11 protein-coding genes are annotated in these 16,339 nt (G+C 68.8%); 4 read left to right on the top strand and 7 right to left on the bottom strand.

Annotated elements, in window-relative coordinates; translation table 11 throughout:
* Positions 1-120 precede the first annotated feature (120 nt).
* The 3 genes from ACKN61_RS01115 to ACKN61_RS01125 all read left to right on the top strand — a co-directional run bounded on the left by ACKN61_RS01115 (position 121) and on the right by ACKN61_RS01125 (position 9,403).
* Entirely contained in the window at positions 121-3,111 is a 2,991-nt protein-coding gene (locus ACKN61_RS01115; RefSeq protein WP_408951919.1) for an FG-GAP-like repeat-containing protein, read from the top strand.
* 243 nt (positions 3,112-3,354) lie between these two features.
* Positions 3,355-6,297: an FG-GAP-like repeat-containing protein gene (locus ACKN61_RS01120; protein WP_408951920.1), complete on the top strand. Its 2,943-nt coding sequence runs from the start codon at positions 3,355-3,357 to the stop codon at positions 6,295-6,297.
* Positions 6,298-6,400: 103 nt separating this feature from the next.
* Positions 6,401-9,403 carry an FG-GAP-like repeat-containing protein gene (locus tag ACKN61_RS01125; protein WP_408951921.1) on the top strand — a complete coding sequence of 1,001 codons (3,003 nt, stop codon included), beginning with the start codon at positions 6,401-6,403 and terminating at the stop codon, positions 9,401-9,403.
* A 63-nt stretch (positions 9,404-9,466) separates the two neighbouring features.
* Here the strand turns inward: ACKN61_RS01125 and ACKN61_RS01130 are convergent, their stop codons facing one another.
* From ACKN61_RS01130 to aroE, 3 genes are read right to left on the bottom strand one after another with little or no spacing between them, the layout of a single operon-like run.
* On the bottom strand, positions 9,467-9,727 hold the full coding sequence (locus ACKN61_RS01130) for a YkgJ family cysteine cluster protein (protein WP_408951922.1): 261 nt from the start codon (positions 9,725-9,727) through the stop codon (positions 9,467-9,469).
* On the bottom strand, positions 9,724-10,152 hold the full coding sequence (locus ACKN61_RS01135) for a DUF952 domain-containing protein (RefSeq protein ID WP_408951923.1): 429 nt from the start codon (positions 10,150-10,152) through the stop codon (positions 9,724-9,726). Before ACKN61_RS01135 ends, ACKN61_RS01130 begins: the two co-directional genes overlap by 4 nt.
* Positions 10,153-10,159: 7 nt before the next feature.
* The gene (aroE, locus tag ACKN61_RS01140) at positions 10,160-11,029 is read right to left on the bottom strand and encodes a shikimate dehydrogenase (RefSeq protein WP_031370685.1); all 870 of its coding nucleotides are present in this window, start codon (positions 11,027-11,029) and stop codon (positions 10,160-10,162) included.
* A 47-nt stretch (positions 11,030-11,076) separates the two neighbouring features.
* Between aroE and ACKN61_RS01145 the strand changes: the two genes are divergently transcribed.
* A complete protein-coding gene (locus tag ACKN61_RS01145) occupies positions 11,077-11,991 on the top strand; it encodes a TolB family protein (protein WP_408951924.1) in 915 nt (304 codons plus the stop codon).
* Between the two features lie 102 nt (positions 11,992-12,093).
* Here ACKN61_RS01145 and hemB read toward each other — a convergent pair whose 3' ends face one another.
* The 4 genes from hemB to cysT form a co-directional block, all read right to left on the bottom strand.
* Positions 12,094-13,086: a porphobilinogen synthase gene (gene hemB / locus ACKN61_RS01150; protein ID WP_408951925.1), complete on the bottom strand. Its 993-nt coding sequence runs from the start codon at positions 13,084-13,086 to the stop codon at positions 12,094-12,096.
* Positions 13,087-13,343: 257 nt separating this feature from the next.
* A complete protein-coding gene (locus ACKN61_RS01155; protein ID WP_408951926.1) occupies positions 13,344-14,387 on the bottom strand; it encodes a sulfate/molybdate ABC transporter ATP-binding protein in 1,044 nt (347 codons plus the stop codon).
* A 20-nt stretch (positions 14,388-14,407) separates the two neighbouring features.
* Positions 14,408-15,268, bottom strand: a complete 861-nt coding sequence (gene cysW / locus ACKN61_RS01160) for a sulfate ABC transporter permease subunit CysW (RefSeq protein ID WP_051884424.1) — start codon at positions 15,266-15,268, stop codon at positions 14,408-14,410.
* Entirely contained in the window at positions 15,261-16,127 is an 867-nt protein-coding gene (gene cysT / locus ACKN61_RS01165; RefSeq protein WP_036147971.1) for a sulfate ABC transporter permease subunit CysT, read from the bottom strand. The genes cysW and cysT overlap by 8 nt, the downstream gene beginning before the upstream one ends.
* Positions 16,128-16,339 lie beyond the last annotated feature (212 nt).

The following is a 16,339-nucleotide window of genomic DNA, read 5'->3' on the forward strand; positions in this document are numbered from 1 at the left end:
TGTGATGTGAGGCACATTGCGCTTATGATCCCGCCCACGGACCCGGCTGGGGCAGCCGGCGTCCTTCCGGAGGGATGGATCGCTCCCTTCGCATATGGAACGTGTCGAGAAGGGGACCTCGTGCGAAATTGGATGTTGCTGGCTGTCGGCGCGCTGTGCGCCGCGTTTTCCTGTGACGCGCCGGGCGCGATCATCAATTCCATCGCCGGCGGCGGCAGTGGCGGCAGCTATGCCACCCGTGTCGCGCTGACGGCTCCGAAGGCGCTCGCGGTCGCCTCCGGCGGCGAGATCTATCTCGTCGAACAGGCGCAGGTGCGCAGGATCGCTGTCGACGGCCGCACCCGCATCGTCGCTGGCACCGGCACCGCGGGTTACGGCGGCGACGACGCGCCGGCCACCGAGGCGATGTTCAACGGCCCCACGGCAATCGCAGTGGACCGCCACGGCATCGTCTACATCGCCGACACCTTGAACCAACGCATTCGCGCCATCGGGACCGACGGCATCGTCCGTACCGTGGCCGGCACCGGTGTCGCCGGTCCTGCCAGCGATGGCATCGCCACGGCCAGTACGTTGAACCATCCCGCCGGCCTGGCAGTCGGGCCGGATGGCCTGCTGTACATCGCCGATACCCGGAACAACCGCATTCGCCGGCTCAACGCCGACGGCACCCTGGTCGTGCTGACCGCTCCGGGCGAGGCTGGAGCACCGGTGCCGATCGAGCTGTCGGGACCGACCGGCCTGGCCTTCGACGGTACCGGCGCGCTGTACGTCGCCGAGACCGGCAACGAGCGTGTGCGCAGGATCGGCAGCGATGGTGCGCTCACGACCGTCGCGGGCGGCGGTAGCGACGAGTCGACCACCGATGCCGGCAACGCCAGGCTCAACGCCCCGCGCGGCGTTGCCGTCGATGCCAGCGGCAACGTGTTCGTGCTCGAGACCGGCGCTTCGCGCGCGCGCAAGATCAAGGCCGGTGCGATCACGCCGGTGGCCGGGCGGCTCAATATGCACGGCCTCGACGGCGACGGAGGCGAAGGCTTCGCCGCGCTGATGGACCATCCCCAAGGCATGGCCCTGGACGGCGAAGGCAACCTGTACATTGCCGATACCGAAAACGGACGCATACGCAAGCTCGCCCTCGCCGGCCGGGGCTTGCCGCGCGTGGCCGGCAGCACGTTCCTGCCTTATGCGCGCGTTGCCGTGCCGGTCGCCGCCAATCCGATCGAGGTGGAGATCGGCGACGTCACCGGCGACGGCCGCGACGACGTCGTGGTGCTCACCGCCGGTCCGATCGGATCGGCGCCCGATCTGTTCAAGGTGCTGGTGTATGCGCGCGAAGCCGGCGGCAGCCTGGCCGCTCCGTACTCGACTGCGTACTACTTACCGCAGTACGGCGCCTCCGCCGATCTGGCCCTGGCCGACCTCAATGGCGATGGCATCCAGGACATCGTGGTCGGCGTCACCAACGCCGTCTCGGTGTTCCTCGGCAACCGCGACCGCGCCCTGGTCAGCAAGCAGTTCTTCGTGCCGACCTCGCCGGGCAATGCCAGTTCGGGCGGTTCGCTGGCGGTGATGGACGTCAACCGCGACGGCAGGCTCGATGTCGTGCATCTGTTCTACGACGTCACCATGGCAGTGCCGAAGAATCTGCATGTATTGCCGGGCATCGGCGACGGCGGGCTCGGCGCAGCGGTCCCGATCGCGAGCGCGCAGCGCACCGGTGTGGAACTGAGCGCGGCCGATGTCAGCGGGGACGGCATCGAGGATCTGCTGCTGATCGCCTCGGCCAACCAGGCCTACGTGCTCGAGCACGACGGCATAGGCGGCTTCAAGCCCGAGCAGTCACTCGGTTCGAACATCGCGGCCGTCCAGGTCGGCGATTTCGACGACGATGCCATCGACGACATGGTACTCATGCAGGCCAACCATCCCCATGGCCAGTTGGTAGTGGCCCGCTCGTCGGTGGGATCGAGCGAGCGCATCGCCGCGCCGGTCACGATCTACGGCATGCGCACGGCGGACCTCAATGGCGATCATCGCGACGATCTGATGATGATCCGGATGGGCCAGTTGGCGGTGTACCAGCAATCCGATTTCGGTTTGTCCGAGGAAGTGACCTATCCCGCTCCCGGCGGTGGCGATTTTGCGGTCGGCGACGTCAACGGCGATGGCTGCAAGGACGTGGTCGCGGTCAGCATCACCCGAGTGCTGTATGTCTACTACGGCCAGGGCTGCACGCGCTTCGCGGTCGCCCCGAGCGACGTCGAGGGCAACGGCAAGTCCGACTTGTTGTGGCGCGACGACTCACGCCAGCATCTGGCGCTGTGGAAGATGGACGGCGCGACCCGCATCGAAGGCGTCGGCCATGCGGTGTCGCCGGACCAGCGCGTGCTCGCCACCGGCGATTTCCACGGCGACGGCAAGCTCGATCTGCTGTGGACGGACGGCATGCAGATGCAACTGTGGGAAGGCCTCGGCGATGGCCAGTTCCGCGGCGTGCCGATGCGCGACTACCCGACCGGTTGGCGCGTGGTGGCCGCGGGCGACGTCAACGGCGACGGCCGCACCGACCTGTTGTGGCGCAACGACGCCAATACCGCGGCCGGGCTGTGGGTGATGCAAGGCGCGCAGATCATCGACAGCGCCGCGTATCCCACGAGCCCGGACTGGTGGGTGGCCGGCAGCGGCGATTTCAGCGGCGACGGCCGCCTCGACCTGGTCTGGACCGACGGCAACCTGATGCAATTGTGGCGGGCCACCACCGGCCTGCGTTTCGTCGGCGATGCGATGCCGGCTTACCCGCAGGGCTGGGAGCTGACGGCGACCGGCGACGTCACCGGCGACGGCATGGCCGACCTGATGTGGCGCCATCCCGAGCAGGGCCATTTCGCGGTCTGGGCGATGGACGGCGGCGTGCGGTTGCGCGGGTTCGGTTATCAGCCCGGACCGGCCTGGCGGGTCGCGCAGACCGGCGATTTCAGCGGCGACGGGCGCACCGATATCGTCTGGACCAACGGCAGCCTGATGCAGTTGTGGCAGTCGCAGGGCGATGGCTTTATCGGTATCGAGATGCCCGGCTATCCGAGCGGTTGGTCGGTGATTCGGCGCTGATGTCGTCGAGTGGGGAGTGCCTGCGCGACGGTCAGCGTCTGGGCTGGCCGCTTGCGCGGAGCTTCGCGCCCGCGCGGTTCGGGCGGGCGAGACGCGATGCTTAATATCCCCGGGCGCACAGCTGGGGAGTGGTGCGGTAAAGGAGCGGAGGGAGCGACGCGTCGCTTCCAAGGCATAGGGAACATGTCGAAGGGGGCTTAGATGCGAATCTTCAAACTGCTATCCGTCGGCGCGATTTGCGCCGTGTTTTCATCCGTGTCGCACGGCGCGATCATCACCTCCATCGCCGGTGGCGGTAGCGGCGGCCACTACGCCACGCGTCAGACTCTGGTGCTGCCGAGGGCCATCGCAATCACGCCGGCGGGGGACATCTACCTGGCCGAGCAGGCCCGGATACGCAAGATCCGCTCCGACGGCGTCGCCAGCGTCATCGCCGGCACCGGCACCCAGGGTTACAGCGGCGACGGCCAAGCCGCGAGCGCGGCCTTGGTGAATCAGCCGGGTGCAGTCGTCGCGGACGCGTTCGGCAACGTCTACATCGCCGACAGCTACAACCATCGCATTCGCAAGATCGGCAGCGACGGCATCATCCGCACGATCGCCGGCACCGGCGTCGCCGGGCCGGCCAGCGACGGGCTCGCGACGGCCAGCACGCTCAATCGCCCGGGCGGCCTGGCGATCGGGCCGGACGGCCTGCTTTATATAGCCGACACCCTCAACCACCGTATCCGCAGGCTCAATGCCGACGGCACGCTGGTGGCCGTCGCCGGCGACGGCAACGACGCCTTCGTGGGCGAAGGCGTGCCGGCGCTGCAGGCGAGCCTGTCCCAGCCGAACGGGTTGACGTTCGATGCCGGCGGTGCGCTATTGGTCGCGGATACCGGCAACGGGCGCGTGCGCAAGATCGCCGGCGGCATCATCACGACCGTGGCCGGCGGCGGCACCGACGAAACCGACTCCGGTGCGCTCACCACCTTGCTCGTCACGCCTTACGCCGTTGCGGCCGACGCGAACGGCAACCTGTTCGTGATGGAAAACTACGCCCGGCGGGTGCGCAAGATCAGTAACGGCACGGCGACCCGGGTCGCGGGTCGTTCGTATGTCGACGGCGGCAGCGGCGACGGCGGCGAAGCGACCGAGGCCAGCCTGGGCCGGCCCTACGGCCTGGCGACGGACAGCGAAGGCAATCTCTACATCGCCGATACGATGAACAACCGGGTGCGCAAGGTCGCGTTCGCCGGCGGCGGTTTGCCGCGCGCGACCGGCAGCTCCTTCGTGGCGTCCACCGTCGTCCCCGGCCCGAACCCAGGCAACGCGCGTGCCATCGAGGTCGGCGACGTAACCGGCGACGGCCGCGACGATATCGTGGTGGCCACGCGCTTGAGCGGCGATGCCGCTTATGCCGGCAAGGTCCTGGTGTACGCCAGTCAGGCGAGCGGCGGTTATGCCGCTCCGATCGTGACGTCCTATTCCCATCTGGACTACACGGAGGTGTCCGACCTCGTACTGGCCGATCTCAACAAAGACGGCATCAAGGACATGATCCTGGGCGACAGCGGTGGCGTGACGGTGTTCCGAGGCAGCCGCGACGGCGTGTTCGACGGCCGGCGCTACTGGGTCGACAGCGGAGTCATGGGTGCCTCGTTGGCGATCATCGATGCCAATCTGGACGGTAACGCCGACGTCGCCCATCAGTTGCTTCCCTCCGGTAGCGCGCAAGCGCTCGACATCGTGATTTTCCTCGGCGCCGGCGACGGCCGGCTGACCTCGACGATGTCGGTCGACACGAGTACGCCGGGAGCTACCAGGATCGTCGCCGGCGACGTCAACGGCGACGGTTATAAGGATCTGCTGTCGGTAGACGCTTCCCGGCGCGCCTATCTGTACGAGCACGATGGCGCAAACGGCTTCAGGCTCGAGCGGATGATCGATTCCGATAGCGGCACCGCCGATGTCGGCGATTTCAACAACGATGGACGTCCCGATCTCGTTTCGCTGCGATCCAATCTGCAGTACAGCACTGTGGTCCTGCGGCACGCCGGCTCCGAGCAGTTGGAGTCGATTCCGGGCCCGGGCCTGGCCTACAAGCCCCTAGTCGCCGACCTCAACGGCGACCGCCGCGACGATTTCCTGGTGGCCAGGACCGGACAGTTGGTGCTGTATCAGCAGACCGAGTTCGGCTTGTCGGAAGAACAGGCTTATGCCGCGCCGAACATCGCCGATATCGCGGTCGGCGACGTCGATGGCGACGGTTGCAAGGACGCGGTGGCGCTCAGCAGCACGCAGGGCATCCTGGTGTTCCAGGGCCAAGGCTGCACGCGAGGCACGCCCGGCGACGTCGACGGCAACGGCAAGTCCGACCTGTTGTGGCGCGACGATGCGCGCCAGCACGTGGCGATCTGGAAGATGGACGGCGCCGTGCGCGTGGAAGGCATCGGTCATGCGGTGCCGCCGGATTGGCGGGTGCTGGCGACCGGCGATTTCCAGGGCGACCGCAAGCTCGACCTGGTCTGGACCAACGGTGCCCAGATGCAGCTGTGGGAAGGTCTCGGCAACGGTCAGTTCCGCGGCGTGCCGATGGCCGATTATCCGGCCGGTTGGCGCGTGGTCGCGGTCGGCGACGTCAATGGCGACGGCAATGCCGACCTGTTGTGGCGCAACGATGCCAACACCGCGGCCGGCCTGTGGGCGATGAAGGGCGCGCAAGTGATCGACAGCGCGTCGTATGCGACGAGCCCGGACTGGTGGGTGGCCGGCAGCGGCGACCTCAGCGGTGACGGCCGTCTCGACGTGATCTGGACCGACGGCAGACAAATGCAGTTGTGGCGTGCGGACGCGGCACTGCGTTTCGCCGGCGCTGCGATGCCGGGCTATCCGCAGGATTGGGAACTCACGGCCAGCGGCGACGTCACCGGCGACGGCATGGCCGACCTGATGTGGCGTCATCCCGCCACCGGCAGCTTCGCGGTGTGGGCGATGGCCGGCGGCCAGCGCGTGTTCGGCATGGGCTATCAGCCGGGTCCGGACTGGCGCGTGGCGCAGACCGGCGACTTCACCGGCGACGGACGCATCGACATCGTCTGGAGCAACGGCAGCCTGATGAACCTATGGCAGTCGCAGGGCAACGGCTTCACCCAGACGCCGATGCCGGATTATCCGCTCGGCTGGTCGGTGATCCGCCGCTGAGGCCTTCGCATCGCCATCGTGGCGGCGCCGAACCAAGGGAGTGGTTCGGCGCCACCGCGCGCGATGCTTCATTCCATACCAAGCACATCGAACAGGGGGCTGGGTGCGTACCATCACCGCATTGACCGTCGGCGCGTTCTGCGCCGCATTCTCGTCCGCATCGCCGGGCGCGGACATCACCACCGTCGCCGGCGGCGGCCGCGGCGGCAGCTATGCCACGCGGGTCGAACTGACCTATCCGCAGAACATCGCGATCACGCCGGCCGGCGAGATCTATCTGGCCGAAGCGGCGATCATCCGCCACATCGCGCCCGACGGCCGGACCCGCGTCATCGCCGGTACCGGCACGATGGGCTATGCCGGCGACGGCATGGCGGCCATCGACGCGCAGTTGAACGTGCCTGGAGCGATAGCGATCGATGCCGCCGGCAACGTGTATATCGCCGACACCTACAACCAGCGCATCCGCAAGATCGATACCGGCGGCATCATCCATACGGTCGCCGGCACCGGCGTCGCCGGCGCGGCGAGCGACGGTATCGCCACGCAAAGCCCCTTGAACTACCCTACCGGACTGGCGATCGGTCCCGATGGCCTGCTCTACATCGCCGACACCCGCAATCATGTCATCCGCAGGCTCGATGCCGACGGCCGTCTGACCACCGTGGCCGGCAGCGGCGCAGGCGGCTCGAGCGGCGAGGGCGTGCCGGCGTTGCAGGCGGCCTTGTCGTCGCCGCATGGCCTGGCGTTCGACGCCGCCGGCGCGCTCTATATCGCCGACACCGGCAGCGCGCGCGTGCGCAAGCTCGGCACCGACGGGCTCATCGTCACGGTCGCCGGCGGCGGTGCCGTGCAGAACGGCAGTGTCGCGCTGGAGGCGAAACTCGACGTACCGCGCAGCGTGGCGGTGGATGCGAACGGGCAGTTGTTCGTGCTCGAATCCGAAGGTTCGCGCCTGCGCCGGGTCAAGGACGGGGCGATCGCCACGGTCGCCGGCCGCGCGAACATCCCGGGCTTCGGCGGCGATGGCGGCGACGCCACCGAGGCGCTGGTCAAGCGGCCCTACGGAGTCGCCACCGACAGCGACGGCAATGCCTACATCGCCGACACCGAGAACAATCGCGTGCGCAAAGTCGCGTTGGCGAGCCGGGGTCTGCCGCGCCACAACGGCAGCACGCTGCTGCCCCAGGCCGCGCTGCCGGTGCCGGGCACCGCGACCCTGGTCGAGGTCGGCGACGTGACCGGCGACGGTCGCGACGACATCGTGGTCGCGACCGGCTACGGCGATCTGCCGAACGCGCCCCTGGTCCACAAGGTCGTGGTGTACGCCCGTCAGGCCGGCGGCGGTCTGGCCGCGCCGGTCAGCGCCTCCTACGAGAACGAGTTCCCGTACGGCAAGTCCGACATGGCCCTGGCCGACCTCAATGGCGACGGCATCCAGGACATCCTGATCGGCATGCGCTCGGGCGTCTCGGTATTCCTGGGCAGCCGCGACGGAACGCTCGCGGGCCGGCATTTTCCGCTGCCGTCCCTGCGCGGCCTGGGCGGCTCTCTGGCGGTGATGGACGTCAACCGCGACGGCAAGCCCGATGTCGTGCATCAGGTCGACGACCTCGGCGACTCGAACGGCAGTGACTACAACGTGCTGCTGGGCAGCGGCGACGGCCGACTGGGCGCTGCGACCCCGATCGCGACCACCGTGCGGGGCGGCGCGAAAATCCTCGCCGCCGATCTGACCGACGACGGCATCGAGGACATCGTCGCGGTGTCCTCGTCGAGCAATCGCGTCTTCATGTTCGAGCACGACGGCGGCAGCGGTTTCAAGCCGGCGCAGGAGATGTTGTGGAGCAACATCATGGAGATCAACGTCGGCGACTTCGACGACGACCAGTATCTCGACCTGGTGTCGGCCTACTACAACTCGCCCTACGACACGATCGTGGTCGAGCGTTCGCAGGCCGGCGCGCTCGAGTACATCCCGGCGCCGCACGCGTTCGCCGATTCGCAGGTGGCCGACCTCGATGGCGACCGTCGCGACGACCTGGTGACGCTGGCCTCGAACCGGATCGCGGTCTACCAGCAAACCGATTTCGGTTTGTCGGAAGAGACTGCGTATCCGGCGCCGGGCGCGAGGGACCTCGCCACCGGCGACGTCAACGGCGATGGTTGCCGCGACGTGGTCGCCGCCAGCAACACCGAAGGCCTGCTGATCTACTACGGTCAGCAGTGCAAGCCGAGCGCGCTCGCGCTCGGCGATATCGACGGCGACAACCGGTCCGACCTGCTGTGGCGCGATGACGCGCGCCAGCATGTGGCGATCTGGAAAATGGACGGCGCCGCGCGCGTGGAAGGCATCGGTCATGCGGTGCCGCCGGACTGGCGAGTGCTCGCCACCGGCGACTTCCAGGGCGATCGCCAGCTCGACCTGGTCTGGACCAACGGGACCCAGATGCAGCTGTGGGAAGGACTCGGCAACGGCCACTTCCGCGGCGAAGCGATGGCCGACTATCCGGCCGGCTGGCGCGTAGTCGCGGTCGGCGACATCAACGGCGACGGCAATGCCGATCTGCTGTGGCGCAACGAAAGCAACACCGCGGCCGCGCTATGGGCAATGAAGGGCCCGCAGGTGATCGCCAGCGCCTCGTACGTGACCAGTCCGGACTGGTGGGTAGCCGGCAGCGGCGACCTCAGCGGCGACGGCCGCCTCGACGTGATCTGGACCAACGGCCAGCAGATGCAGTTGTGGCGCGCCGGGGCGGGCCTGGGTTTCGTCGGTGACGCGATGCCGGACTACCCGCAAGGCTGGGAGCTGACGGCGGCCGGCGACGTGTCCGGCGACGGCAGGGCCGACCTGATGTGGCGCCATCCGGAGCTGGGCCATTTCGCGGTCTGGGCGATGGACGGCGGGACGCGTGTGTACGGCCGTGGCTATCAGCCCGGACCGACCTGGCGCGTGGCCCAGACCGGCGATTTCAGCGGCGACGGGCGCACCGATATCGTCTGGAGCAATGGCAGCGTGATGCAGTTGTGGCAGTCGCAAGGCGATGGTTTCATCGGCGTCGAGATGCCCGCCTATCCGACCGGTTGGTCGGTGATCCGCCGCTGACGGCGAGCGCAGACGCGCAGGGCGGGCTATGTCCGTCCTGCGCGCTGCGCTGGCGTTGCGGCCTCAGGGGCGGGTCGCGATCTCGAGCGCGCTCAGCGTGGCGAAGGCATCGCTGCGCGAGGTCCCGCACATTTCTTGCGCCGGCTGCAGCGAACCGCAGAACGCCGGCCGCTCCGGCTTGCCGAACAGACGGCAGCGCAGTTCGTCGTCGAGTTGCACACAGGGGATGCCGGCCGGTTTGCCGTGCGGCATGCCCGGGATCGGCGAGGTGATCGAAGGCGCGATGCAGCAGGCGCCGCAATGCGCGCGGCAGGCGAAGTTCATGGCGGCGCCGTGAACGGCTCGACCGCGCGTACCGCGTCCAAGGGAATCGGCGCGTACACGTGCGGGAAATAGTCGCCGCTGCGTTCGCTCCAGTCGTAGCGCAAGGCCGGGCCGAGCGCGGCCGCGTCGATGCTCAGCACAAGCAAGGCGCCGCGCCCGCGTTGATGGCGTCCGATGACACCGTCGAGTTGCGCCTGCGTCGCGCAGTGCACAAAGCCTTCGCGCGTCCATCCGTCCGGGGCATAGGCGCCGGTGGCCTGCGCCCGTTGCCAATCGGCCGGCGCGGCGAAATGAAAGATCGTGTCGGGGCCGCGGCCGGGGTGGGCGCCGGCGAAGTCCGCTCGCGCCGTCGGCTTGCGCTCGCCGGGGCCGGAAACGGTCGCGGCGCCGTCGTCGGGCGCCGCGTCGCGGTCGATCGCCGTCATCGCCGGGTCAGTCGGCGGTGACCAGGGCGTCGGCGCGTTCGCGCAGCATCGCGTAGACCGGATCGGTGTCCGGGCGCTTGCGGTGCCAACGTTCGAAGCTCTCGGCGGCCTGTTCGACCAGCATGCCGAGCCCGTCGATGCGGTCGTGGGCGCCGGCGACCTTCGCCCAGGCCAGGAACGGAATCGCGACCTCGCCGTAGCTCAGGTCGACCGCGGCGGTGCGCGGTGTCGCCAGGCTCATCGGCAGGGTCGGCATGGCGTCGTCGCGCGCGGCCGAGGTGGCGTTGACGATCAGGTCGAAGTTGCCGAGCGTGGCGACGTCGGCGAGATAACGCGGATGCACGCGGCCGGGCATGCCGAGCGCGTCGGCCAAGGCATCGACGCGTTCGCTGGTGCGGTTGACGATGTAGAGATCGCCGATGCCGGCATCGAGCAGGGCCGGGGCCACGCCGCGCGCGGCGCCGCCGGCGCCGATCAGCAAGGTGCGGCGCGAACGCAGGTCCAGGCCGTGGCGTTCGGTGAGGTCGCGGATCAGGCCGGTGCCGTCGGTGTTGTCGCCTTCCCAGCCGGTCGCGCTGCGGATCAGGGTGTTGACCGCGCCGGCGCGTTGCGCGCGTTCGCTGAGGTGGCTGCAGATGCTCGCCGCGCGCGTCTTCAGCGGCAGGGTGATGTTGGCGCCGAGGCCGCCTTCGGCCGCGAACGCGGCGAGGGCGACGTCGAATTGCTCCGGCGCGGCGTCGATGGCGGTGTATTCCAGGGCGATGCCGAGCTGGCGCCCGAACGCGGCATGGATGCGCGGCGACAGCGAGTGCGCGACCGGATGACCGAAGACCGCATAGCGAAGGACAGGGCTGGACGAACTGGAATCGATCGACATGGACGCGCCTCGTTCTAGACTGGTGACCCTAGTTCGGGAGACGCACGATGCGGCACGCCAGGGTCCGGTTCGGCCTCAGTCTACTCCTCGCCTGCGGGCTCGCCAGCACGGTCCAGGCGGCCCTGTCCGAATTCGGCATAGAAGGCATGGGAGTTGTTTCAACCGTGCACAGTGAGGTACGCGCGGCCGTGTCTCCCGACGGACGGCGCATCGTCTGGGGCAGCACCGACCGCAGCGGCGGCGCCGGCGGCTGGGACCTGTGGCAGGCCAGCCTGATCGATGGCCGCTGGCAGGACGCGAAGCCGTTGCCGCTGAACGCCAAGGCCAACGATTTCGACCCCGCCTTCAGTGCCGACGGGCGCTGGCTGTACTTCTTTTCCAACCGCCCCGGCGGCCACGGCGGCGACGATCTCTATCGCGCCGCGGTGCGCGACGACGGCGGCTACGGCCCGGCCGAAAACCTCGGCCGTGGCGTCAACGGCCGCGGCGACGAATGGGCGCCGACGCCGAGCCGCGACGGCCGTCATCTCTTGTTCGCCAGCGACGGCTTTGGCGGCAGCGGCCGTCACGATTTGTTCGTCGCCCGCTGGAATGGCCAGGCGTTCGTCGACCCCAAGCCGGTGCCCGGCGTGAACAGCGCCGACGACGAATTCGATGCCGCCTGGCTCGGCGACGGCAAGACCCTCGTGTTCGCGCGTTCCAGGGACGTGGAGAAACTACCGATCCGTTTGTACGTCGCCCACTGCGACGGCGCGCGCTATGCGCAGGCCGCGCCGCTTGCGTTGTCGTTCAATACCGAAGAGGCCCACACGCTCGGCCCGGCGATCGACTGGAACAAGCCCGGCGAACTGTTGGTCACCGGCTCGGCGAAAGCGCCGCGCGCCGGCAAGATGGATCTGTACCGGATGAAGGCGCCGGCGGCGACGGGCCAGGACGGTTGCGTCGCGAGCGCGGCGCGCTGATACGCATGCGCACGGCGAGCGCCGCGATGGCGACGCCGTGCGAAACGCAGCAGGCGGCGTCGCGCCGATGCTGCGTTTGCCTGCGCGGTGTCGAGCGAGGCCTTAGCGGGCCTCGCGCATCCACTGCGCCGCATCGAGCGCGAAGTAGGTCAGCACGCCGTCGGCGCCGGCGCGCTTGATCGAGGTCAGCGCTTCCATCACGCAGCCGCGTTCGTCGAGCCAGCCGTTCTGGATCGCCGCGCGCAGCATCGCGTACTCGCCGCTGACCTGGTAGACGAAGGTCGGCACGCCGAATTCGTCCTTCACCCGGCGCACGATGTCGAGGTAGGGCATGCCCGGCTTGACCATGACCATGTCGGCGCCTTCGTCGAGATCGAGCGCGACTTCGCGCAACGCTTCGTCGCTGTTGGCCGGGTCCATCTGGTAGGTGTACTTGTTGCCCTTGCCGAGCGCGCCGGCCGAGCCGACCGCATCGCGGAACGGGCCGTAGAAGCTCGACGCGTACTTGGCGCTGTAGGCGAGGATGCGGGTGTGGATGTGGCCGTCGAGCTCGAGCGCGTTGCGGATCTGGCCGATGCGGCCATCCATCATGTCGCTGGGCGCGACCACGTCGGCGCCGGCGGCGGCGTGCGACAGCGCCTGCTTGACCAGGGCTTCGACGGTCTCGTCGTTCATGACGTAGCCGCTGTCGTCGACCAGGCCGTCCTGGCCGTGGCTGGTGTAGGGGTCGAGGGCGACGTCGGTGATCACGCCAAGTTCGGGGAAGCGCTGCTTGAGCGCGCGGATCGCGCGTTGGCACAGGCCGTCTTCGTCCCAGGCGGCGACCGCGTCGAGCGACTTGGCCTCCGGCGCGGTGACCGGGAACAGCGCGAGCGCGGGCACGCGCAGCTCGCTGGCGCGTTCGGCCACGCGCAGCAGTTCCTCGATCGACAGACGTTCGATGCCGGGCATCGAGCCGACCGGGGCGCGGCCGTCGAGTTCGTGGACGAAGACCGGATAGATCAGGTCGTCGGCGGTGAGGACGGTCTCGCGCATCAGGCGCCGCGAGAATTCGTCGCGGCGCATCCGCCGCGGGCGCGAATAGGGATAGGTCATGGGCGCTAGTTTACCCCCGGCGGTCGCGGCGGCCTGCGACCGGCGGTCGCGCCCGGATGCGGACGCTGCGTTCTGCCAAACCGGGCAAGGCGCCCTCACCCCAACCCCTCTCCCGCAAGCGGTAGAGGGGCTTTACCACCAGGGCTCGTAACAACGAGGGTTTCAGGCGCCTTCCAACCGCCCCTGCGATATCGAATCTGCTTTAGCTCCCTCTCCCGTTGACGGGAGAGGGGTGGGGTGAGGGCTCTGGACGACCCTTAGTCCGAATACACCCGATAGCGCAGCGGGCGCACGTGGACGGTGCTGCCGGGGGCGGGTGTGACCGCGTCCGGGGTCGCGACCAGGTCGAGTTCCAGCGGCCGGGTCTGGCCTTCGACCAACAATTCCAGGGTGATGCGTTCGGCCAGGCGGTGCGCGGACAGCACCCGGGCCGGCAGGCCTTCGCCGTCGGCGACCAGGGCCATGTCGTGCGGGCGCACGTACAGGCGCGCGCGGCTGCGGCTGTGGCTGTCGACCGGCAGGCGCAGGGCGTGGCCGTTGACCGAGAGCTGGCCGCCTTCGGTCTGGCCTTCGATGACGTTGGCGCGGCCGATGAAGTCGAACACGTAGGCCGAGGCCGGCGCGCTGTAGATCTCATCGGGGGTGCCGACCTGTTCGATGCGGCCGTCCTTGAGCACGACCACGCGGTCGGCCAGCTCCAGCGCTTCTTCCTGGTCGTGGGTGACGAACAAGGTGGTCTGCCCGGTCTGGTCGTGCAGGCGCCGCAACCAGCGGCGCAGCTCGATGCGGACCTTGGCGTCGAGCGCGCCGAAGGGTTCGTCGAGCAGCAACACGGTCGGGTCGATCGCCAGCGCGCGGGCCAGCGCGACGCGCTGCTTCTGCCCGCCCGAGAGCTGTTCCGGATAGCGCGCGCCGAGTTCCGGCAACTGGATCAGGTTCAACAGCTCCTGCACGCGCTGGGCGATGCTGGCCTTGTCGGGCCGGCGCGCGCGCGGCCGGCTGCGCAGGCCGAAGGCGATGTTCTCGGCCACGCTCATGTGCTTGAACAAGGCGTAGTGCTGGAACACGAAGCCGACGTTGCGCTCGCGCAGGCTCAGCCGGGTCGCGTCCTGGTCGCCGAACAGCAGGCGGCCCGAGTCGGGCTGCAGCAGGCCGGCGATCACCCGCAGCAAGGTGGTCTTGCCCGAGCCCGACGGCCCCAGCAAGGCGACCAGTTCGCCCGAGGCGACGTCGAGGTCGACCGAGTCGAGCGCGGCGACGGTCGCGTAGCGCTTGGCGATGGCTTGAATGTGCAGATCCATGTCGGGCGATTACCTGTGAATCAGTGTCGGCGATGCGAACGCGCGAGCGCGTCGCCGTGACGTGCCTCGAGCCAGATCTTGAAGACCAGGGTGACCAGGGCCAGGCCGGCGAGCAGCGAGGCGACGGCGAATGCGGCCGCGGCTTCGCCGCCGAGTTGTTTGTACAAGACCTCGACGTGCAGCGAGAGCGTATTGGTCTTGCCCATGATGTTGCCCGACACCACCGTGACCGCGCCGAATTCGCCCATCGCGCGCGCGCTGCACAACAGCACGCCGTACAACAGGCCCCACTTGATGTTCGGCAGGGTCACCCGGAAGAACATGGTCCAGGCGCTGGCGCCGAGCGAGCGCGCGGCGAGTTCTTCGTCGCTGCCTTGCTGCTCCATCAGCGGGATCAGCTCGCGCACCACGAAGGGGAAGGTCACGAACATGGTCGCCAGGACGATGCCGGGCGTGGCGAACAGGATCTTGATGTCGTATTGATTGAGCAGATCGGCGAAGTAACCGTGGGTCGGGCTGAACAACAGCACCAGGCACAGACCCGCGACCACCGGCGACACCGCGAACGGCAGGTCGATCAAGGCCAACAAGGTGCGCTTGCCGCGGAATTCGAAACGGGTCAGCGCCCAGGCCATGAACACGCCGCAGATCGCGTTGACCGGCACCACCACCGCCGCGGTCAGCAGGGTCAGGCGCAGCGCCGACAAGGTGTGCGGCTCGGTCACCGCGGCGATCCAGACCTTGAGCCCGCTGCCGAACGCGGCGCCCAGCAGCATCAGCAGCGGTAGCACCAGCACCAGGGCCATGATCGCCACGGCGAGCGTGATCAGAGTCCAGCGCACCCAGGCCGGTTCCTGCAATTGGTCGCGCGCGTCAGCCATCGCGGCGGCTCCCGTGAGCGAACAGGGCCGAGGCGGCGTTGATCGCGACCAGGCAGGCGAAGGACATCAGCAACAGCAGGGTGGCCAACACGATCGCCGCGGTCACGCCGCCTTCTTCTTCCAGGCGGATGGTGATCAGCAGCGGGGCGATCTCGGTCTTCATCGGCAGGTTGCCGGCGATGAAGATGACCGAGCCGAACTCGCCCAGGCCGCGCGCGAACGCCAGCGAGAAACCGGTCAGCAGCGCCGGCAGCAGCTCGGGCAGGATCACCCGCCGCAAGGTGGTCAGGCGCGAGGCGCCGAGCGAGGCGGCGGCCTCTTCCTGCTCGCGGCCCAGCGCTTCGAGCACCGGCTGCACGGTGCGCACCGCGAACGGCAGGCCGATGAAGATCAGGGCGATGACGATGCCGGTGGTGTTGTTGACCAGCTTGATGCCGAGCGGCTGCAGCAACTGGCCGACCCAGCCGTTTTCGTCGTAGATCGCCGCCAGGGTGATACCGGCGACCGCGGTCGGCAAGGCGAATGGCAGGTCGACCAGGGCGTCGAGCAGGCGCCGGCCGCTGAAGCGATAGCGTTCCAGCACCCAGGCGATCAGAGCGCCGCCGAGCAGCGAGCACACTGCGGCGATGAAGGCGGTGGCGAAACTGACCTTGAGCGAGGCGATCACCCGCGGATCGCCGATCGCGCGCAGCCACCCGGCCAGCCCCAATCCGCCCGAACGCAGGATCAGCGCCGCCAGCGGCAACAGCACGACCAGGCCGAGCCAGGTCAGGCCCAGCCCCAGGCCGAGCCCGAAACCGGGCAACGGCCGGCGCCAACGAACGGCGGAGGTCGGTAGGGGCAGGGCGTGCTCGCTCATGTGGCGTGGGCGGCCGTCTGGATAGGGACAGAGGGGTGGGACGCTATCCCAGCGGCCCACGCCTAGGGAAATGCGCGTTGGTTGTTTCGAGGTGCGAGATGGCGATATGGGCAGGATGGCGCGGCCCGGATTCGCGGCGGGTGAAGCCGCGCAGGCCTTGCGCGGCGGCGGCCGGCCGGATCGGGCCGCCGCAGAGGCCGGCCCGCCGTGAT

The sequence above is a fragment of the Lysobacter sp. Hz25 genome (assembly GCF_046097045.1).
Taxonomy (GTDB): domain Bacteria; phylum Pseudomonadota; class Gammaproteobacteria; order Xanthomonadales; family Xanthomonadaceae; genus Lysobacter; species Lysobacter antibioticus_B.